This is a genomic window from Gordonia sp. Swx-4, from assembly GCF_030316175.1.
GTDB lineage: Bacteria > Actinomycetota > Actinomycetes > Mycobacteriales > Mycobacteriaceae > Gordonia > Gordonia alkanivorans.
In genome coordinates this window covers 3,420,212-3,439,078 of the sequence record NZ_CP128197.1, presented here as the reverse complement: position 1 = coordinate 3,439,078, position 18,867 = coordinate 3,420,212, and the positions used below count along the sequence as shown (strand labels likewise).

The 18,867-nt window shown below is 69.5% G+C and carries 17 protein-coding genes and 1 other RNA gene; 9 read left to right on the top strand and 9 right to left on the bottom strand.

Features of this window, described 5'->3' with window-relative positions; all coding sequences use genetic code 11:
• Nucleotides 1-20: 20 nt before the first annotated feature.
• Complete coding sequence (locus tag PWF70_RS15655) at nt 21-1,004, bottom strand: helix-turn-helix transcriptional regulator (RefSeq protein ID WP_006356790.1); 984 nt, start codon at nt 1,002-1,004, stop codon at nt 21-23.
• A 157-nt stretch (nt 1,005-1,161) separates the two neighbouring features.
• On the opposite strand from PWF70_RS15655, the gene PWF70_RS15650 reads away from it, so the two are divergent.
• Nucleotides 1,162-1,986 (top strand): maleylpyruvate isomerase family mycothiol-dependent enzyme, encoded by an 825-nt coding sequence (locus PWF70_RS15650; protein WP_006356791.1) that lies wholly within the window; start codon nt 1,162-1,164, stop codon nt 1,984-1,986.
• 68 nt (nt 1,987-2,054) lie between these two features.
• Here the strand turns inward: PWF70_RS15650 and PWF70_RS15645 are convergent, their stop codons facing one another.
• The gene (locus PWF70_RS15645; RefSeq protein WP_035752737.1) at nt 2,055-4,079 is read right to left on the bottom strand and encodes a protein kinase domain-containing protein; all 2,025 of its coding nucleotides are present in this window, start codon (nt 4,077-4,079) and stop codon (nt 2,055-2,057) included.
• A 104-nt stretch (nt 4,080-4,183) separates the two neighbouring features.
• Nucleotides 4,184-5,011: a spermidine synthase gene (locus PWF70_RS15640; protein WP_035752736.1), complete on the bottom strand. Its 828-nt coding sequence runs from the start codon at nt 5,009-5,011 to the stop codon at nt 4,184-4,186.
• A gap of 40 nt (nt 5,012-5,051) precedes the next feature.
• Between PWF70_RS15640 and PWF70_RS15635 the strand changes: the two genes are divergently transcribed.
• A complete protein-coding gene (locus PWF70_RS15635) occupies nt 5,052-6,029 on the top strand; it encodes a cobalamin biosynthesis protein (protein WP_035752734.1) in 978 nt (325 codons plus the stop codon).
• Here PWF70_RS15635 and PWF70_RS15630 read toward each other — a convergent pair.
• Nucleotides 6,007-7,059, bottom strand: coding sequence for an SURF1 family cytochrome oxidase biogenesis protein (locus tag PWF70_RS15630; protein ID WP_230461809.1), 1,053 nt, complete (start codon nt 7,057-7,059; stop codon nt 6,007-6,009). The genes PWF70_RS15635 and PWF70_RS15630 overlap by 23 nt on opposite strands.
• Before the next feature lie 36 nt (nt 7,060-7,095).
• Between PWF70_RS15630 and PWF70_RS15625 the strand changes: the two genes are divergently transcribed.
• Nucleotides 7,096-8,100: a zinc-binding metallopeptidase family protein gene (locus PWF70_RS15625; protein ID WP_006356796.1), complete on the top strand. Its 1,005-nt coding sequence runs from the start codon at nt 7,096-7,098 to the stop codon at nt 8,098-8,100.
• A 23-nt stretch (nt 8,101-8,123) separates the two neighbouring features.
• Here PWF70_RS15625 and PWF70_RS15620 read toward each other — a convergent pair whose 3' ends face one another.
• Nucleotides 8,124-8,603, bottom strand: coding sequence for a low molecular weight protein-tyrosine-phosphatase (locus PWF70_RS15620; RefSeq protein ID WP_035752730.1), 480 nt, complete (start codon nt 8,601-8,603; stop codon nt 8,124-8,126).
• A 52-nt stretch (nt 8,604-8,655) separates the two neighbouring features.
• Nucleotides 8,656-9,342, bottom strand: a complete 687-nt coding sequence (locus PWF70_RS15615) for an HAD-IA family hydrolase (protein ID WP_196222009.1) — start codon at nt 9,340-9,342, stop codon at nt 8,656-8,658.
• A gap of 30 nt (nt 9,343-9,372) precedes the next feature.
• Here PWF70_RS15615 and cobC point away from each other — a divergent pair, with 30 nt between their 5' ends.
• The 6 genes from cobC to PWF70_RS15585 all read left to right on the top strand — a co-directional run bounded on the left by cobC (nt 9,373) and on the right by PWF70_RS15585 (nt 15,034).
• Entirely contained in the window at nt 9,373-10,467 is a 1,095-nt protein-coding gene (gene cobC, locus PWF70_RS15610; protein ID WP_035752728.1) for an Rv2231c family histidinol phosphate aminotransferase CobC, read from the top strand.
• Nucleotides 10,445-11,584 carry a Nif3-like dinuclear metal center hexameric protein gene (locus tag PWF70_RS15605; RefSeq protein WP_035752725.1) on the top strand — a complete coding sequence of 380 codons (1,140 nt, stop codon included), beginning with the start codon at nt 10,445-10,447 and terminating at the stop codon, nt 11,582-11,584. Before cobC ends, PWF70_RS15605 begins: the two co-directional genes overlap by 23 nt.
• 102 nt (nt 11,585-11,686) lie before the next feature.
• Nucleotides 11,687-12,424: a zinc ribbon domain-containing protein gene (locus PWF70_RS15600; protein ID WP_035752722.1), complete on the top strand. Its 738-nt coding sequence runs from the start codon at nt 11,687-11,689 to the stop codon at nt 12,422-12,424.
• Nucleotides 12,425-12,429: 5 nt separating this feature from the next.
• On the top strand, nt 12,430-13,080 hold the full coding sequence (locus PWF70_RS15595) for a histidine phosphatase family protein (protein ID WP_006356802.1): 651 nt from the start codon (nt 12,430-12,432) through the stop codon (nt 13,078-13,080).
• Between the two features lie 63 nt (nt 13,081-13,143).
• Nucleotides 13,144-13,559: RNase P RNA component class A (gene rnpB / locus PWF70_RS15590), an RNA gene on the top strand.
• Between the two features lie 56 nt (nt 13,560-13,615).
• Nucleotides 13,616-15,034 (top strand): RNB domain-containing ribonuclease, encoded by a 1,419-nt coding sequence (locus tag PWF70_RS15585; RefSeq protein ID WP_035752719.1) that lies wholly within the window; start codon nt 13,616-13,618, stop codon nt 15,032-15,034.
• A gap of 182 nt (nt 15,035-15,216) precedes the next feature.
• Here PWF70_RS15585 and PWF70_RS15580 read toward each other — a convergent pair whose 3' ends face one another.
• The 3 genes from PWF70_RS15580 to panB all read right to left on the bottom strand — a co-directional run bounded on the left by PWF70_RS15580 (nt 15,217) and on the right by panB (nt 18,672).
• Nucleotides 15,217-16,710 (bottom strand): CYTH and CHAD domain-containing protein, encoded by a 1,494-nt coding sequence (locus tag PWF70_RS15580; protein WP_035752717.1) that lies wholly within the window; start codon nt 16,708-16,710, stop codon nt 15,217-15,219.
• 69 nt (nt 16,711-16,779) lie between these two features.
• Nucleotides 16,780-17,745, bottom strand: coding sequence for a prolyl aminopeptidase (gene pip / locus PWF70_RS15575; RefSeq protein ID WP_286352657.1), 966 nt, complete (start codon nt 17,743-17,745; stop codon nt 16,780-16,782).
• Between the two features lie 78 nt (nt 17,746-17,823).
• Nucleotides 17,824-18,672 (bottom strand): 3-methyl-2-oxobutanoate hydroxymethyltransferase, encoded by an 849-nt coding sequence (panB, locus tag PWF70_RS15570; RefSeq protein ID WP_035752713.1) that lies wholly within the window; start codon nt 18,670-18,672, stop codon nt 17,824-17,826.
• Nucleotides 18,673-18,867 lie beyond the last annotated feature (195 nt).

The following is an 18,867-nucleotide window of genomic DNA, read 5'->3' as shown; positions in this document are numbered from 1 at the left end:
GGAACAGCAGGTCAACACGGTCAGGGCCGGGCGGACATCGCGCGTCGATAACGTTCGGCGACCTGGTCGTGATACTCCGCGACGGCACCCAGTTCGACGCGCAGCTCGTCGGGTTCGAGGACGGTGAAGTCGGCGTCGAAGGCGTACATCCACCGTGCGATCGCCGTCAGTGAGGTGCTGTAGACGGTCACCTCGCAGCTGTTCTCGTCGCCGGATTCCAGGGCACCCCAGTAGTGGTGGATCATCGGCGCGACCTCGTCGAGCGGAAGGTGGACGCGGATCCGCGCGGTCGCCTGTTGCTGCACGGCACCGAGACCACGGGCGACGAAGGCCGCGGCGCCGCCCTCGGGGGGTTCGCGCGGGGTGAATCGGGGGCCGGTGGGGATCTTCGGGTCCATGCGGTCGACGCGGAACGAACGCCAGTCGTCGCGCGCGAGGTCGAAGCCCACGAGATACCAACGGTTTCCGCTGCGCACCAACCGGAACGGCTCGACCTCGCGTCGACTCTCCTCACCGTCGTTGCGCCGGTAGTCGAAGCGCAGGCGTTCGTGGCGGTGGCAGGCCGTGGCGATGTCGGTGAGGCGCTCGGCGGGGACCACGCTCGACGGCGCTTCCCGCGGGATGGCCTCGATCCGCAGTGCATCGAGGCGGTGCTGGAGCCGTGACGGCATGACCTGGCGCAGTTTCGCGAGCGCCCCGGCCGAGGCCTCGGCCATGTCGGCGACCGCGCCCGTCGTCACCGCGTCGAGTCCCAGCGCGACGGCGAGAACCTCTTGATCGTCGAGGAGCAGGGGCGGCATCTCCGCGCCGGCCCCGAGCCGATACCCGCCGCGCGCACCGACATTCGCGTCGACGGGGTAACCGAGCTCGCGGAGCTTGTCGATGTCGCGTCGCACCGTGCGGGTCGTGATGTCGAGGCGTTCCGCGAGCTCCTTGCCCGACCATTCCCGCCGCGTCTGCAGCAGCGACAGCAGGGCGAGCAACCGGGCCGAGGTTTCCAACATGAAGACATCCTGCCGCACGATGCGGACAGATTCGGTCCTCGTTTGGCAGAACGGGGGCGGCTTGTCGCGGTGCGTCAATGCGGCTGCCCCGCTCACCGACCCCGATAAGGTTGGTGCGGTCCGGGTCCCGCCGGGCGCACGACCGCAAGGAGCATCCATGCCGACGACCATTCTGCCGCTCGCCGAGGTCACCGAAGGCCTGATCGCCCAGTGGGCCGCGATCGCCGACGTCGCCGCCGCACTCACCGACGAGCAGTGGTCGGCGGCATCGGTGCTGCCCGGATGGACCAACGCCGACATCGTCGCGCACATCATCGGCACCGAGAGCATGCTCGACGGCCGCGACGTGGAAGCCACCCGCACGGTGAGTGCACTCGACCACGTGCGCAACCCGATCGGCGAGCTCAACGAGAAGTGGGTCGACCACTACCGGCCGAAGCCGCGCGCCGAGGTGCTCGCCGCGCTCGACGAGATCATCACGGTTCGCACCGCGGCACTGCGGGCGATGACACAGGAGCAGTTCGACGCCCCGTCGATGACGCCGGCCGGCGCCGACACCTACGGACGCTTCATGCGCATCCGCATCTTCGACTGCTGGACGCACGAGATCGACCTGCGTGACGGCACCGACGGTTCCGCCGTCACCGACCCCGTCCCCGCGTCGTTGGCGCTGGACGAGATCGGCGCGTCACTGCCGTTCGTCGTCGGCAAGCGCGCCGACGCGCCCAAGGGCAGCAAGGTGCTCTTCGACATCACCGGGCTGACCGCGCGAACGGTTCGGATCGACGTCGGTGACCGCGCGTCTCTGGTGGAGGAGTTCGACGGCGGCGACGCGTCGGCCGATGTCCGTCTGCGCATCGACGCCGCGAACCTCGCCCGCTGCGCCGGTGGGCGTCGGGACGCCAGCCCGGACGCGGTGGAGATCGATGGCGACGCCGCGCTGGGGAACGCGATCCTGAACCGGATGAACTACGTGATCTGACCCTCAGCAAGGGGAGAGTGCGGGCTGAGTGTCGGGAAACGGTACTCAGGACGCACTCTGCGATTCGGCTACTCGCCGACCGTCGCCTTCTGGATCAGCAGGTTCTGGTTCGGCGGTCCTGACTGGGCGCCGGGTTTGGTCGGTGTGAAGCCGCCCGCGACGATCTTGTCCAGGACCGCCAGCCCGGACGCGTCCATGGTGCCGACGATCGAGTAGGTGAGCGGGAGGTCGGTGTCGTCGGCGAGCATGAAGAACGTCGTCGATCCGGTGGCGCCCTCGTCGTCGGGGAGATCGAGGATGCCGACGGTGCCGCGCGGGTAGGTGACCTGCGGGATGCCGTTGGTGTCCGTGCCGGCCGACGGTAGGCCCTCGGGGAGTTCGTCGGGGCTGGTCCAACCGGGGTTGGTGCCCTCCTTGCCGCCCGAAGACCCGCAGATCAGGTACTTCGCCGATGCGCGATGGCACTTGCTGCCGTCGTAGAACCCGGACTTGATCAGCGCGACCATCGCGCCGACGTTGCACGGTGCCTCGGCCCGGTTGAGGGTCATGGTGATGGTGCCCTGCGCGGCGATCGGGATCTGTGCGTCCACGGTGCCGGTGTTCGGCTGGGTCGACGCCGGTGCAGGTTGGGTGATGCCGCCGACGACCGTGCGCGTCGGGTAGTCGCACGCGACGGTGCCCGCGGGCATCGCCTGCGACGAGGTGCCCGGTTCCGGCGGATCGTCGCCACCGCCCGACAGCGCGACGACGATGCCGGTGACCGCGAGGGCGATCACCACCACGCCGACCCCGATGGCAATGGCGATGTTGCGGCCGGTCTTCGACTTGCGGGGAGGTGGGGTCGGGGTGCCGCCCCACTGGTTGGGTCCGGACAGCGACTGGGGTCCCGAGAACGACTGGGGTCCCGAGAACGACTGGGGACCGGAGTGCGACTGCGGCCCCGAGAACGACTGTGGCCCCGAAGGGGAAGGCTCCGAATGGAATTGGGGACCTGAGAATCCTTGCGGCCCGAAAGGTCCAGGGGGAGGACCATATCCACCGGCCGAACCGGGAGAGTGCTGCGGCCCGTGGACGTTGGGGCCCGAATTCAGACCGCGGACCATCGTCGGGTCGGATGCCATGGAGCCGCCCGGCGTCGGGTGGGCAGCCGGCGGTTGTGACTGCGGCGGACGCGGGGTGTGGGGCCGCGGGGTCGGGCCCGCGGGTGGAATGGGCTGGGGCACGACCGTCGGTGGGGCCTGCTCGGCCGGAGGTGTCTGCGGTCGGGTTGCCGACGCCGACGGACTGCCCGACAGCGCGTCGGAGGCCGCCTGGATGAGTTCGCGCGCGCTCGGAAAACGCTGCGCGGGGTCTTTGGCGAGACCGCGTGCGATCACCGGGTCGAGTGGGCCGCCTGTCTGAGGGGGTGGCTTGGTGATGTGCGCGGTCATGAGTCCCTGGTCGGTTTTCGCCGGGAACGGGGTCTGGCCGGTGACGCACTCGTAGAGCACGCAGGCGAGGGCGTAGTTGTCCGAACCCGGGCCCGCGGGTTCGTCGCCGAACCGCTCCGGCGCCATGTAGGCCAGCGTGCCGAGTGCGGTCCCCACCTGTGTCAGGCGACTGTCGGTGGCGCCCTGCGCGATACCGAAGTCCACGAGGTAGGCGAAGTCGTCGGCGTCGACGAGGATGTTGTCGGGTTTGATGTCGCGGTGGACGAGGCCGTCGCGGTGCGCGGCGTCGAGCGCTGCCGCGACCTGGCCCAGGATGCGAATCGCCCGGTCCGGCGCGAGGGGACCGGAGTCGAGCACCTTGCGGAGATCCTGACCGTCGACGAGGCGCATGTCGATGAACAGGACGCCGTCCTTCTCGCCCCAGTCGTGGATCGGGATGACGTGCGGATCGGACAGTTTCGCCGCGGTCTTCGACTCGCGCTCGAACCGTTCGCGGAAATCGTTGTCGTGGACCAGATGTGGCGGGAGAACCTTCAGGGCGACGCGTCGTTCCTTGCCGGTGTCGTAGGCCTCGTAGACCTCACCCATGCCGCCGCGACCGAGGAGTCTGTCGATGCGGTACGGGCCCAGCGTGGTGCCCGCTCTCGACGATGGATCGGTCACGTCATCCTCGGTTCTGCGATCGTCAGATCTCGGCCGGCGGTCGAAACCACCCTAACGACTGCCGGGCGTGTTCGTACATCGACCGGACGCGGGACCGGCGACGATCACGGCCGGTCCGCCGCGAGGTCGGAGTCGGCCAGGCCCGGGCCGCGCGCGAAGTCGCGGGCCTTGGCGCCGGAGAGGATCTGCGCAGGTAGCGGATCGCTGAGCAGAGTGCGCACCAGCGTCGCCGACGCGTCGAGCGGGGCGTCGCTGCCGACGATCACGATGTTGCCGGTGCGCCGACCATTGAACATCGCGGCGTCGGCGATGAGCAGCAGATGGTCGAAGACCGATACGACGGTGGCGGCCTCGGCGCGCGCGCCCGCCAGATCCCGGCTGTCGCCGCAGTTCGCGAGGTACAGCCCGCCCGGCACGAGCACGTCGTGGACGGCGGAGGTGAACTCACGGGTCGTCAGATGCGCGGGCGTACGGTCGCCGGCGAAGGCGTCGCGCACGATCACCTCGCGCGTGCCCGGCTGCAGTGAGGTGACGACCTCCCGTGCGTCGCCGACCCGGATCCGCAGCTTGGGGGCGCGGGGGAGATCGAACCACTCACGCACCAGGCGGGCCAGCTCGCCGTCGACCTCGACCGCCACCTGTCGGGCATCGGGGTACTGATGGTCGAGGTAACGGGCGAGCGCGCAGGCCGCTCCACCGAGGTGGAGGACGCGCAACCGGTCCGAGGCGGGATGGCGTTCGGCGATGACGGCCGCCATCTGGCGCAGGTACTCGAAGTCGAGCACGGTCGGGTCGTCGGGATCGATGTGCGAACTGTGCGCCCCGTTGACGGTCAGCAGCCAACCGCCGGCGATGGTGTCGCGCGCGAGTTCGGCGACACCGGTGTCGATGACGTGCCGACCCGGGGTCGGTTCCGCGGATGACCTGGCCACGGGTCGAGTCTGGCACGAGCGCAGTCGATACCATCGCGCGGTGCCCCTGACCCGTGAGCAGCGAAACCGACCCGCACGACGAGCCCTGTCGAACACAGCCGGACTCATCGTCGGCTTCCTCCTCGACGAGGCCCTGGGGGACCCGTCGACGGGGCACCCGGTCGCGGGTTTCGGACGGCTCACATCTGTGCTCGAACACCGCATGTACCGCGATTCGCGGGCTGCCGGTGCCGGTCTGGTCGCGGTGGCCGCGGGCGGCGTCGTGGGCGCGGCAGTCGCGGCATCGGCCGGGCGTCGTGCGCCGGCATCGGTGGCGCTGACGGCTGCGTCGACCTGGATCGCGCTGGGCGGGACCTCGTTGTGCCGGGTGGGCGATGCGGTCGCCGACGCCCTCGAGTCCGACGACATCGACGCGGCGCGGGCCCTGATCCCGAGTCTGTGCGGCCGTGATCCGATGTCACTCGACGAGGCCGGGATCTGTCGGGCGGCGCTCGAATCGATCGCGGAGAACACCTCCGACGCGACCGTCGGGCCGTTGTTCTGGGGTGCGGTCGCGGGCGTTCCCGGAATCCTCGGGTACCGCGCGGTCAACACCCTCGACGCGATGGTCGGGTACCGCAACGAGCGCTATCGCGACTTCGGCTGGGCGGCCGCGCGACTCGACGACGTCGCCAACATCCTCCCGGCACGACTCGCAGGCGTATTGATCGTCCTGGTCTCCGGGGCACCCAGGCGTGCCGCCGAAGCGTGGCGTCGTGACAGCCATGCGCATCCCAGTCCGAACGCCGGGGTCGTCGAAGCTGCGTTCGCGGGAGCCCTGGGGGTGCAGCTCGGGGGTCGGACGGTGTACCCGCACGGCGTCGAACAACGGCCGACGCTGGGTTCCGGGCCGGCACCGAAGCCGGCCGATCTACGGGCCGCGGTCACGGTGTCGCGGCGGGTCCAACGGGCGACGGTGGCCGCGTGCGTGGCGGGTTGTCTGCTCCGGGTCGCGGTCAGCCGCCGTAGCGCCGGCTGAGCTTGTCCCGCACGTCGCCGTCCTGACTGCGGGGGTCGGGCGTCGCATCGCGGACGTCGCCGACCGTGTCTTCGGCAACGGGGCCGTGACCGATGCGTCCGACGTTGTGGACCACCGTGGTGCCGCTCGCGGCGCGCAGTTCCTCGCGCATCTGCCGACGACGTTCGGCGCGGGAGGCAGCCGTACTCGGCTGTCCATCGGGTGCGGTGCCCGCGGGACGAGAAGCGGTCTCCGCGTCGGCGACGTCACCGGTCTCGGCGGTGGCCTCCGCCGCGGGAGCTGCCTTCGCGGCGGCGGCGCGTCGGCGTGACCGGATCTCGGCGATCAGGAAGTACAGCACGCCGAGCGGCGCCATGATCCCGAACGCGAGCCACTGCAACCCGTACGAGAGGTAGGGGCCGGTGTCGAGCTGGGGCAGCGGGATCTCACCCAGGGAGCCCGGCTGGTCCGGGGACAGCTGCAGGTAGAAGTCGTCCATCGGAGTGCCGGTCGCGGTCCCGACGAGACCCGGATTGATCGACGGGACCGTCAGCACACCGTTGTCGGCGCGGGAGCCACGGTCGGCGCTGACGCTCTCCGCCGCGCGGATTCTTCCTTCGATGGTCTGTTCACCGGCAGGCGGCGCCGGGATGTCGGGCACACCGCCCTCCACCGGGCGGACGAAACCGCGGTTGATCAGGAGCACGCGATCCGAACCGTCCACCGCGAACGGCGTCAGGACCACCACGGCCGGCCGTTCCTGGATGTTGCGCAGCCGCACCAGGGCCTGCTGGTCCTCCAGGTAGCGTCCGGTCACCTCGACGCCGCGCCACTCGGCCGACGGGTCGAGGGTCGACGAGGGCGCCACCTCGGCCAGCGGCACGGTCTCGAGAGAGGTCGCGGTACGGATCAGATCGTTGCGGCGTTCGGTGTCGGAGTTCTTCCCCAGCTGCCACGGCGCGAGCATGGTGAAGCAGGCCACGGCGAACGCCACGACGACGACGCCGAGGGCAATCCACCCGGGACGCAGGATCGTTCGCAGCACATGCACGATGCCCAGGTTACTCAGCACCTGTAGCGTGATCTAATGCGTGACTTCATCTGTCTGAACTGCGGCCAGCGGCTTTCCTTCGAGAACAGCCTGTGCCTGAACTGCCAGAGCCCACTCGGGTTCTGGCTCGAGTCCCGCTCCATTCAAGTCCTCGACGACAAGGGACGCGCCGAGGTCGACGGCGTCCTCCTCGAGCGATGCGTGAACACCAAGGTCGCGCAATGCAACTGGCTGGTGAAGTGGACCGGCAACCCGGAGCTCTGCCAATCGTGCGAGCTGACGCGCACACGTCCCGGCGACGACGATCCCGAGGCGCTGGTGGTGTTCGGCCAGGCCGAGACCGCGAAGCGGCGTCTCGTCCTCGAACTCACCGAGCTCGGGCTGCCGATCGAGAATCGTGACGAGAATCCCACCACGGGTCTTGCCTTCGACCTGCTCTCCAGCGCGCAACGAAACGTCATCACCGGACACGCCAGCGGCGTCATCACCCTCGACCTCGCCGAGGGCGACGATGTGCACCGCGAGCAGATGCGCGTCGAACTCGACGAGCCGTATCGGACGGTCCTCGGACACTTCCGGCACGAGATCGGTCACTACTACCAGCTGGTCCTGATCACCGACAACCGTCGTCCGCAGTTCGAGGAGCTGTTCGGCAACCCCGACGACGACTATCAGGCCGCGCTCGACCGGCACTACAAGGAGGGTGCGCCCGAGGGGTGGCGGAAGAACTACGTCTCCTCCTATGCCACGATGCACCCCGCCGAGGACTTCGCCGAGACCTTCGCGCACTACCTGCACATCCGGGACACCCTCGACACCGCCGCCGCGTTCGCGATGGCGCCGTCGGGTACGACGCTGGACAGCGTGCCGCCCGGCGACGTGGGATTCGACCGCATCATCGACGAGTGGCTCCCACTGACGTGGGCGCTCAACCAGATCAACCGGTCGATGGGCCACCCGGACCTCTACCCGTTCGTGCTCCCGGCGCCGGTGCTCGAGAAGATCCGCTTCGTGCACAACCTGGTGGCACCGGTCGGCTGAGGCCGGTCCGCAGGGCGTGGTCGTCAGGCCACGCCCAGCTCAATACGCACCCAGTCGATCAGGCCGGGGACGGCGCTCTCGATCTGTTCGCGGGTGGCGACGAAGTCGTCGTTGCCGCCGTAGTAGGGGTCGAGTAGGGCGAGGTCGTCGGCGGGTGCCGACGGATCGAACGACCGCAGCAGTCGTGTCCGGTCGCCGAGCCGCTTGCGCTCGAGTTCCCGCACGTGACCGTCGTCCATCGCCAGGAAGAGATCCGCGTCGAAGTGTTCGGGACCGAGCAGCGCCGCCACGTGGGCGTCGGAGTAACCGTGGGCCAGCAATTCGGTGCGGGCACGGTTGTCGGCCGGTTCGCCGACGTGGAAGCCCGCGATCCCGCAACTGGTGACGCGCACCTTGCCGCCCAGTCCCGCGTCGTCCAGGGCGGTCCGGAAGATGTTCTGCGCCATCGGCGACCGGCAGATGTTGCCCGTGCACACGAAACAGATGTGTAGTTCTTCTGCCACTGGTGTCTACCTCAGCTCGACGTGCCGAACGCTCGGTGGTCCAGGGCGTCGGTCACATACCCAGGACGCCGCGCAATTCGGCTGTGGACTCAACCGCCCAGGCCGCGTCCTGTTCCTCCCCGTGCAGAGAATAACCCCATCTGACCAGGACCGCAGAGATCCCGAAGGCCGCGGCGCCGTGCACATCGTGGCTCCGATCGCCGATCATCACGACCGGCGCGGTGACGTGGCCGGTGTCGGCGTCGACGGGAAGTCCCAGTTCGGCGACCGCATGTGCGACGACGTCGGCCTTGTGGCGACGCGTGCCGTCATCGCTGGCACCGGCGATGTACTCGAAGTGGTCGGCGAGACCGAAGTGTTCGAGGATCCTGCGCGCGGTGGTCTGGTTCTTCGACGTCGCGACCGCCATCGTGCGCCCCGACGCGGAGAGATCGGCCAGGACGTCGGGCATCCCGTCGTAGACCGCGTTCTCCCGCCAGCCGATCTCGGTGTAGCGCTCGCGGTAGGCGCGCATGGCCTCTTCGGCGACCTCGGGAGCGAGTCCCAGTTGGTTGAGGGTGTCGATCATCGGCGGCCCGACGATGCCCGCGACGACCTGCGGATCGGGCTCGGGCGCGTCTACGGCGGCGAGGGCGTGCCGGAAGCTGTTGGCGATACCCGCGAAGCTGTCGGTGATCGTGCCGTCGAGGTCGAAGAGCAGCACGGTGTCGGGATGGCGGGGATCTGGCGGCGTCAACACGCGTCCATCGTGCACGTAAGGTCAACAGACATGACAGCTGGGTATGGCGTCGCATCTTCATCCGACCTGTCCGATCCGGATCGGCACGGCGACCGGGATGCGGCACCCGGGCTCGTGGACTTCGCCGTCAATGTCCGTGGCACGCCACCGCCTTTCGTCCTCGACGCCATCACGCGCGGTCTCGGTGACCTGGCCCGGTATCCCGGCCTCGACGACGAGCGGCGCGCGGTCGACGCCATCGCGGCCACCCACGGTCGCTCGCCCGGCGATGTGCTGCTGCTGTCCGGCGCGGCCGACGGCTTCGAGATGCTGCCGCGACTCGACGTGCGTCATGCCGCGCTCATCCAGCCGTCGTTCACCGAACCGGAGATCGCACTGCGTGCCGCGGGGGTGCCCATCACGCAGGTGACGCTCGACGAGCCGTGGCGGTTGTCCGGGGCGGAGGTGCCCGACACCGCCGACCTGGTGATCCTGGGCAACCCCACCAACCCGACGTCGGTGCTGCACCCGCGGGAGTCGATCGCGGCGTTGCGGCGTCCGGGACGCATCATCGTCGTCGACGAGGCCTTCGCCGATCTCACCCTCGGCGCGGACGGGGAACTCGAACCACAGTCGCTGGCATCGGCCGACTGGCCGGACCTCATCGTGATCCGCAGCGTGACAAAGACTTTCGGCCTGGCAGGGCTGCGCGCCGGATACCTGCTCGCCGCGCCGGAGATCCTCGCGCGGCTGCGGGCGGGGCGGCGGCCCTGGGCGCTGTCCACACCCGCGCTGACCGCGCTGACCGCGTGCCTCGGCGAGGCGGGCTTCCTTCACTGCGCGGAGCAGGCCCGCCGGGTCGCGGCCGAGCGCGCCGAGATGGTCGACGAACTGACCCGGATCGGGCTCGTCGTCGTGGCGGAACCGGCCGCACCATTCGTGCTCGTCGAGGTGCCGCGGGCCACGGAGGTCAAACGGCGTCTCGTCGACCACGGGTTCGCGGTGCGCAGTTGCGCCAACTTCGTCGGACTCGGCGACGACCATCTGCGGCTCGCGGTACGTCCGGTCGAGCAGGTCCGCGCGCTGACCGCGGCGATCGAGCAGGTACGAGAGGAGATGAGGGATGGGAACCGTGTCGACGTCTGAGGGGATCACCGTCGGAGACGTGGTCGACGCCGTCGAACGTGCGTATCCGCCGGCACTCGCCGAGTCCTGGGACGCCGTGGGGCTGGTGTGCGGCGACCGTGCCGAACCGGTGCGTCGGGTCCTGGCGTGCGTCGACGTGACCGACGCCGTCGTCGACGCGGCCGTCGCCGAGAAGGCGGACCTGGTGATCGCCCATCACCCGCTGCTGATGCGCGGGGTCACGTCGGTGGCCGCCGACACCCCCAAGGGCCGCATCGTGCACCGCCTGATCCGCAACGGCATCGCGCTGCTGTCGGCCCACACCAACGCCGACAGTGCACGACCGGGTGTCTCCGACGCACTCGCCGACCTGCTCGGCCTCGTCGACACCGTGCCCATCGAACCGAAATCCGCGGCGCCGCTCGACAAATGGGTGGTGATGGTGCCCGAGGGCAACGTCGAACAGGTCAGTGAGGCGATGTTCGCCGTCGGCGCCGGTGCGATCGGCGACTACCGAGACTGCTCGTGGACGGTCGTGGGCACCGGCCAGTTCGAGGCCCAGGAGGACGCGACGCCGACGATCGGCGAGATCGGCACCCGCACCCACGTCGACGAGGCGCGGGTGGAGATGGTCGCCGACCGGTCCATCCGCGGGTCGGTGCTCCGGGCGCTGCGCAACGCCCACCCGTACGAGGAACCGGCGTTCGACGTCTTCGAGCTCGCCGACCTCGGCAGCGGCCTGGGTCTGGGTCGGGTCGGTTCGCTGCCCGAGCCGATGACGCTGCGTGACTTCACCGCGGTCGTCGCCCGCGCACTGGGTGCGCCGTCGGGAATCCGGGCGGCCGGCGATCCGGATGCACCGGTGCGCACGGTCGCGGTCTGCGGTGGGGCGGGGGATTCGCTGCTCGGGCGCGTGCGCGGGCTCGGCGTCGACGTCTATGTGACCGGCGACCTCCGACACCATCCTGCCGACGAGAGTCTGCGCGACGGTGGGCCGGCCCTCGTCGACGCCGGACACTGGGCCACCGAGTTCCCCTGGTGCGCGCAGGTTGCGGAGCTGGTCCGCAAGGACTGCGACGTGCCCGTGGTGGTGTACGACACGCCGACCGACCCGTTCGGATTGCACAGCTTCGGGTGACGCCCGGAGGGCCGCCTGACCAAAGGCCATCCGCCCGCCGGGACGCCGGGACCAGCCGCGTACGGTAGGGGGACTTCAGAACTTCAGAGAGAGGAGGCCGCAATGAAAGTCGACGCCGGAGTGCAGCGACTGTTGCTCGATCTCGCGGACTCCGATGCCGAGATCAACCGACTCGAGCATCGCCGCAAGAACTTGCCCGAGAACGCCGAGATCGCCGAGCAGGAGAAGGCGATCGACGCTGCCCGTGACGATCTGGTGCGCGCGGAGATCTCCGCCGAGGACCTGAGCCGCGAATACCGCCGCATCGAGTCCGAGGTGACCGGGATGGCCAACCGTGAGGCCAAGGACTCCAAGCAGCTCGCCGCCGGTGGGCTCGCGCCCAAGGCGCTGTCGGAGCTGCAGCACGAACTCGCGGGACTCGGACGCCGTCGTGCGGTCTTCGAGGACGAACTGCTGACGCTCATGGAGCAGCAGGAGGCCGTCGAGGCCGAGCGCGACCGCGCCGCCGCGACGATCTCGCATCTCGAGGAGAAGGTCGCCGACGCTCGGGTTCGCCGCGATGAGTCGCTCGCGACCATCGAAGAGGACATGACGCGCGCCCGCGAGAAGCGGGACACGCTCGCCGGGGAGATCGACGCCGACCTGCTGGCCGTCTACGACAAGCAGCGCGCCAACGGCCGTATCGGCGCGGGACTCCTGCGAGCACGACGCTGCGGTGCCTGCCGGATGGAGCTCGACCGGGGCACGATCGCGTCGATCAGCGCGGCGCTGTCCGACGAGGTCATCCGCTGCGAGGAATGCGGCGCGATCCTCGTGCGGACCGCCGAATCGGGGATCTGACAACTGTGGGCGAGAAGTCGCCGTCCTGGCAGGGGCAGCGGAGTTCGCCGACCCGGTTCATCCTGCTGCGCCACGGCCAGACGGCGTTGTCGGTGGATCGTCGGTACTCCGGACGCGGTAACCCCGAGCTGACCGCGGAAGGTCTGCGCCAGGCCCGCGCGGCAGCCCAGCGGGTCGTCCGCGAGAAGCACATCTCCGCGATCGTGACCTCGCCGCTGAGCCGCGCCCGCGCCACCGCCGACGAGGTCGCCGCGGTGACCGGCGTCGACGTCGTCGAACATCCCGGACTCATCGAGAACGACTTCGGCGAGTGGGAGGGCCTGACGTTCGTCGAAGCGTCGGAACGGCATCCGGAGATCCACCGGGAATGGCTGTCGGACATCACCGTGCCCGCACCCGGTGGCGAGAGCTTCGCGCAGGTCGCCGAGCGGGTCGCGGAGACGAAAGACGATCTGCTGCAGCAGTATCCGGGGCAGACGGTCGTGCTCGTCTCGCACGTCACCCCGATCAAGCTGATGCTGCGTGAAGCGCTGGGCGTCGGGCCGGAGCTGTTGTTCCGCCTCCACCTCGACCTGGCATCGGTCTCGATCGCCGAGTTCTTTCCCGACGGTGGTTCCGTCGTGCGGCTGGTCAACGACGCCGCGCACTGGCACTGACGGCCCTTGACGCCGTGGGATGATCGGCGGTCGCACGGCCTGCCGTACCCTGGGTTCCGCGAACGAGTCGGCCGGGCGGCCGCGGTGAGCGGAACGGGCGGAAGACCGTCACGCCGCGCACCGAGGAAAGTCCGGACTCCACAGAGCAGGGTGGTTGCTAACGGCAACCCGGGGTGACCCGCGGGACAGTGCCACAGAGAACAGACCGCCGGCCGCAAGGTCGGTAAGGGTGAAACGGTGCGGTAAGAGCGCACCAGCGGCGCGGGTGACCGCGTCGGCTCGGTAAACCCCACCCGGAGCAAGGCCGAAGCACGCACCTCACGGTGCGTGTGCGCGGGCGTTACGAGGGCTGCTCGCCCCAGCCCGCGGGTGGGCCGCTCGAGGTACCCGGCGACGGTGTGCCCAGATGGATGGTCGCCGCCCGCGACGGTCGAGAGACCTCGCGGGCACAGGATCCGGCTTACGCGCCGACTCGTTCGCCTTCGGGTATCGCGCTCCCGGATCGGTCGCGTTCACGCGCGCTAGGGTTCGAGACGTGACGCGCTTCCTCTTCGCCCCTGACATCGACTTCGCCGGTATCCGCGATCAGCTCGGGGTGGACGAATCCTACGGCGACGACGCGCTCGCCGAGGCGCGCGACTCCGTCGACCGCTTCGCGGATGCGCGCGAGGACCACACCGGCGTCCCGTTCGTCACCATCGACCCGCCGACGTCGCGCGATCTCGACCAGGCCGTCCATCTCGCCGCCGACGGTGACGGGTTCATCGTCGACTACGCCATCGCCGACGTCGCGGCCCTGGTGATCCCCGAAGGCGCACTCGATCAGGAGAGCCGACGCCGCGGGTCCACCGTGTACTTCCCGGACGGCTCGGTACCGCTGCATCCGCGCGAACTGTCGGAGGGCAGCGGATCACTTCTGCCCGAACGAGTTCGGCCCTGCGTGCTCTGGACGATCCGGGTCTCGGGGGACGGGACGGTCGCCGATGTCCAGGTGCGGCGCTCGCGGATTCGATCCGTCGCCCGCTTCGACTACGCGGGGGTCAGCGCCGACGCCGCGGCCGGCCGACTGCATCCGTCGATCGCGGCGTTGCCGGCGTTCGGTGAGCTGCGGCAGAGCGTCGCGATGGATCGCGGGGCCGTCGAACTCGATCTGCCGGACCAGCAGGTGTCCCGCACCGAGGCGGGCTGGCGGCTGGACCTCGAACCCCATACCCCGGCCGACATGTGGAACTCCCAGCTCTCGCTGCTCGCCGGGATGTGCGCGGGCACGATCATGGCCGAGGCGGGCATCGGACTGCTGCGGACGCTGCCGCCCGCCGATCCCGAAGCGGTCGAGGATCTGCGCGCCGCCGCGAAAGCGCTCGGCGTCGAATGGCCGGACGGCTTGGCGGTGGGTCGATTCCTGGCGGGCCTGCCCGGCGACCGGCCGAGCACGCTCGCCATCCAGTCGGCCGCGAGCGGTCTGATGCGGGGCGCCAACTATCTCGCGCTCGACGGTTCCGACGAGGCGCGTGCCATCCCGGATGACAAGAAGCAGCACGCCGCCATCGCCGGTCTCTACGCCCACGTCACCGCGCCGCTGCGCCGCCTCGGCGACCGGTTCGCGACCGAGGTGTGCCTCGCGGTCACCGCGGGCCGGGAGGTACCCGACTGGGTGATGCGCGCCCTGCCGACCCTGCCCAAGATCCTGCGCTCCGCCGACACCCTCGGCGCGACCGCCGACCGGGCCGGCATCGATCTCGCCGAGGCCGTCATCCTCGCCGACCGCGTCGGCGAACGCTTCGACGCAGTGGTGATGTCGGCGGCCACCGAACGCAAACCCGCACAGGTGTTCATCGCCGACCCGCCGGTCGTCGCGGGCTGCGAGGGTGACCTGCGTCCGGGGACCCGGCTCGAGGTCGAACTGGCGGCCGCGGACGAGGTCACGCGGACGGTGGGGTTCCGACCCGCGTAGCCACACTTCCCGCGGGAGCGTTTACCGCGCGCGTGACCGTTTCCCTCCCGCGGGTGCTAGCCAATAAGCGGGAAGTAATCAGTCCCGCGGGAGAAAAATGCTTGCGCGGGAGGTGATCTCACCAGGCCATCGTGGCTCGTCGCTTGCGCTCCTCGCACCTCAGGCAGCGGGGGCGGGGCGGGTCAGAGGTCCTTGGCGGCCTTGCGGTACTCGGCGACGGCGCGGTAGGCATCGGCTTCGAGGCGGGCGTCGAGCCGACCGACGATGAACATGTCGGCGGCACCGAGCTTCCCGTCGGCGACGATGGTCGCGAGGTGGTCGCGGTTGATGCGGATGTCGTTGAAGTCGCCGAGGGCGGACTGGATCTTCTTGGCGACCGCGCCGACCTCGCGGTACTTCTTCTTGTTGAGCGGCTCCGTCGCATCGATGCTGTAGCGCAACCGCTTTGCGCGTTTGCGGATCTTGTGCAGTTGCTCCTGCCACTCGGCCGAGCCCTCGGTGAGGTCGGCGAGATCGGCCTGTGCCTTGCGGATGTGCTTGCGGCTCTTGGCGACCGCCTTGTCGACGACGACGGTCGCGGGGAGTTCGGCGTCGGGTCCGGGCGGGGGAGAGGCGATGAGGGCGTCGACGGAGTCGAGGAGGGCGAAGTAGCGCTTCGACGACATCGCGGCGTGCGCGGCGCGGATCGCCCGATCATGGATCTGGGTCTCGGCGCCGGCGAGCGCGGCGAGCAGTTCCGCGGAGGCGTTCTCGCCGCGGAGCAGGGACTTGTCGAGTTCGAGCTGCACCTCGGAATCCCGTGCGTCACCGAGAATCCGGGCGAGGAGCTTGAGTTCGGCGCCGACGTGGGCGGTGCGCTCGGCGTCGAGCACCGTGGGGTAGCCGGACAGCACGCTGCGGAGTCGGCGGCAGGACACCCGCATCTGATGCACCGCGTCGTCGGCGTCCTCCCGCACGAGCGGGTCGTAGGCGATCAGGCTGTTGCGGTGCAGGGCGATGTCGGTGATGACGAGCTCGAGCGCGGTGGGGCGCTTCGACAGTCGGGGTTTGTGGACGGTCGGCGTCGAACCGATGGCACGAGCCAACTTCGAAGCACTCGACGCCGGTCGGGCGCCCCCGGCGCGCAGGACCTTGTCGGCGGCCTTGAGCAGCTTGGTGGTGCCGCCGGAGAGGAGTTCGAACTCCCACTCCGCCCACTGCTGGGAATGCCCGCCCGGCAGCAACGACTGCGCGGTCACCAGGTCCTCGGCGAGTTCGGCGAGCGGCTCGTCGTCGACGCCGAGCAGGCGCGTCACCGTGCGCGTGGTGGAGATGACGGCGACGGGGGTGAGCCTGCGGCAGCGGGTCAGTGCGAGGACCGGCGTCACCAGGGCCTCGGGGACGTCACCGTCGGCGGGCGCCTCGTCGAAGCCGATCTGGAGTTCGCGACGCGCGCCGGGGATGTCGGTGGGGCGCTTGAGATGCCAGCCCTGATCGGTGCCGCCGGTGCGGCGTCGCATGGTGATCCTGTTGCCGGCGAGATCGAGGTTCTCGGTGTCGAAATAGGTGGCGTCGAGCGAGAACGTCTCGGGTTCGGTCGCGGACACGACTCCGGGGAGCGCCCGCAGGTCCGGGGCCATGTGGCCGGGGTCCACGTCGAACTTGAGTTCCACCTCGACCTGCTCGGATGCGGCCACCTGATCCTCCTGACGCCGACGACACGGTGCAGCTGACTCGAGTCTAGTGACCCCGGGTCCGGCGACGCCTCATTCGGCGAAGCGGTCGGTCGCCTCCAGCAGGTGGTGCCGGATGCCGGTCTCGAAGGAGGCGTGCCCGGCGTCGTCGACGATGCGCAGATCGGCGGCCGGCCAGGCCCGATGGAGGTCCCAGGCGCTGCGCATCGGGCAGACGACATCGTAGCGTCCCTGGACGATGACGCCGGGGATGTGCGCGATGGCGTCGATGTTGTCGAGCAGCTGGCCGTCGTCGAGGAAGCCGTGGTTGACGAAGTAGTGGTTCTCGATCGACGCGAAGGCGAGATCGAAGCAGTGCGCTTCGTCAGGATTCTGTCCCGACTCCTCCTCGGGACGGGGGAGCAGGTAGCTGGTGGCTTGTTCCCAGCCGGTCCACGCGCGGGCCGCGGCACGGGCGACGTCGCGGTCGTCGGAGGTCAGCAGCCGGTGGTAGGCGGCGACCAGGTCGCCGTCGCGCTCGTTCGCCGGGATCGGCTCGAGGTAGGTCTCCCACACGTCGGGGAAGATGTGCGACGCGCCGCCGTTGTAGTACCAGTCGATCTCGCAGCGACGCAGCAGGAAGATCCCGCGCAGCACCAGTTCGGTGACCCGGTCGGGATGCGCCTGCGCATAGGCGAGACCCAGCGTCGAACCCCAGGAGCCGCCGAAGACCTGCCAGCGGTCGATGCCGAGATGGGTTCGGAGCTTCTCCATGTCGGCGATGAGATGCGGCGTGGTGTTGACACTCAGGTCCGCGCCGTCGGCGATATGCGGCCGGGACTGTCCGCAACCGCGCTGATCGAACAGCACGATCCGGTACTTCGCGGGATCGAAAAAGCGTCGCTGGGCCGGTGACGTGCCACCGCCGGGGCCGCCGTGGACGAAGACCACGGGCTTCCCGTCGGGATTTCCCGACGTCTCCCAGTAGATCTGCTGGCCGTCACCCACATCGAGGTGACCGGAATCGTAGGGCTCGATCTCCGGGTAGAAGTCACGCATGGTCACCGAGCCTAGGCGCAACCGGGATTCCGTAGAAGTTGTGGGGATATGGCGTCCACAACTTCTACGGATCGTCGGTCAGTAGCTGTGCTCGGGGCCGGGGAAGACGCCGCGACGGACCTCGTCGGCGTACTGCTCGGCGGCCGAACGCAATTCGGAGCCCACGTCGGCGAACCGCTTGACGAACTTCGCCGTCTTGCCGTGGGTGAGGCCGGCCATGTCCTGCCAGACGAGCACCTGGGCGTCGGTCTCGTTGCCGGCACCGATGCCGACGGTCGGGATCGTCAGCTTGCGGGTGATCTGACCGGCCAGCTCGGCGGGGACCATCTCCATGACGACCGAGAAGGCGCCGGCCTCCTGGACCGCGATGGCGTCGGCGATGAGCTGGTCGGCGCCGTCTCCACGACCCTGGACGCGGAAGCCGCCGAGGCCGTTGACGCTCTGCGGGGTGAACCCGATGTGCGCCATGACGGGGATACCGGCGGCGGTGAGAGCCGCGATCTGCGGGGCGACGCGCTCGCCACCCTCGAGCTTGACCGCGTGCGCGCCGGTCTCCTTGAAGATCCGGATGGCGTTCTCGAGGGCGTGCTGCGGCCCGATCTCGTAGCTGCCGAAGGGCATGTCGGCGACGACGAGGGCGTGCGGGGCGCCGCGCACGACGGCGCGGATCAGCGGGATCATCTCGTCGACGCTCACCGGGATGGTGGTGTCGTACCCGAGGACGACGTTGGCCGCCGAGTCACCGACGAGCAGCACCGGGATTCCGGCGGCGTCGAAGATGCGTGCGGTCGAGTAGTCGTAGGCGGTGAGCATCGACCACCTTTCGCCCTCGGACTTCATCTGGGCGAGGTGATGGACGCGGGTCACACGGCGCTTGGGAGCGTCGGTGGTGGAGGTGGATGCACCATAGACCGAGGATTCGGACATCGTTGTCTCTTTTCTGCCTCGAGTCCCGGCTGGCCCGGAGGGGCGCGGCGGGTACCCGGGTTGAACACGGACAAGCGCCATTGTGTCACCGCAGATATGTGATGTAACCGTCGCAGGATATGCAATTGATCACATCGAACTGGAGGTGGAGTCTGCCCGATGTGCGGAGGTTGTCGCGGTTCGGAAGCATCCTGG

Bases quoted from the DNA above. Each gene is read 5' to 3' on its own strand.
- PWF70_RS15655 (WP_006356790.1), bottom strand. From the start codon at position 1,004: ATGTTGGAAACCTCGGCCCGGTTGCTCGCCCTGCTGTCGCTGCTGCAG.
- PWF70_RS15650 (WP_006356791.1), top strand. From the start codon at position 1,162: ATGCCGACGACCATTCTGCCGCTCGCCGAGGTCACCGAAGGCCTGATC.
- PWF70_RS15625 (WP_006356796.1), top strand. From the start codon at position 7,096: ATGCGTGACTTCATCTGTCTGAACTGCGGCCAGCGGCTTTCCTTCGAG.
- cobC (WP_035752728.1), top strand. From the start codon at position 9,373: ATGACAGCTGGGTATGGCGTCGCATCTTCATCCGACCTGTCCGATCCG.
- PWF70_RS15605 (WP_035752725.1), top strand. From the start codon at position 10,445: ATGGGAACCGTGTCGACGTCTGAGGGGATCACCGTCGGAGACGTGGTC.
- PWF70_RS15600 (WP_035752722.1), top strand. From the start codon at position 11,687: ATGAAAGTCGACGCCGGAGTGCAGCGACTGTTGCTCGATCTCGCGGAC.
- pip (WP_286352657.1), bottom strand. From the start codon at position 17,745: ATGCGTGACTTCTACCCGGAGATCGAGCCCTACGATTCCGGTCACCTC.
- panB (WP_035752713.1), bottom strand. From the start codon at position 18,672: ATGTCCGAATCCTCGGTCTATGGTGCATCCACCTCCACCACCGACGCT.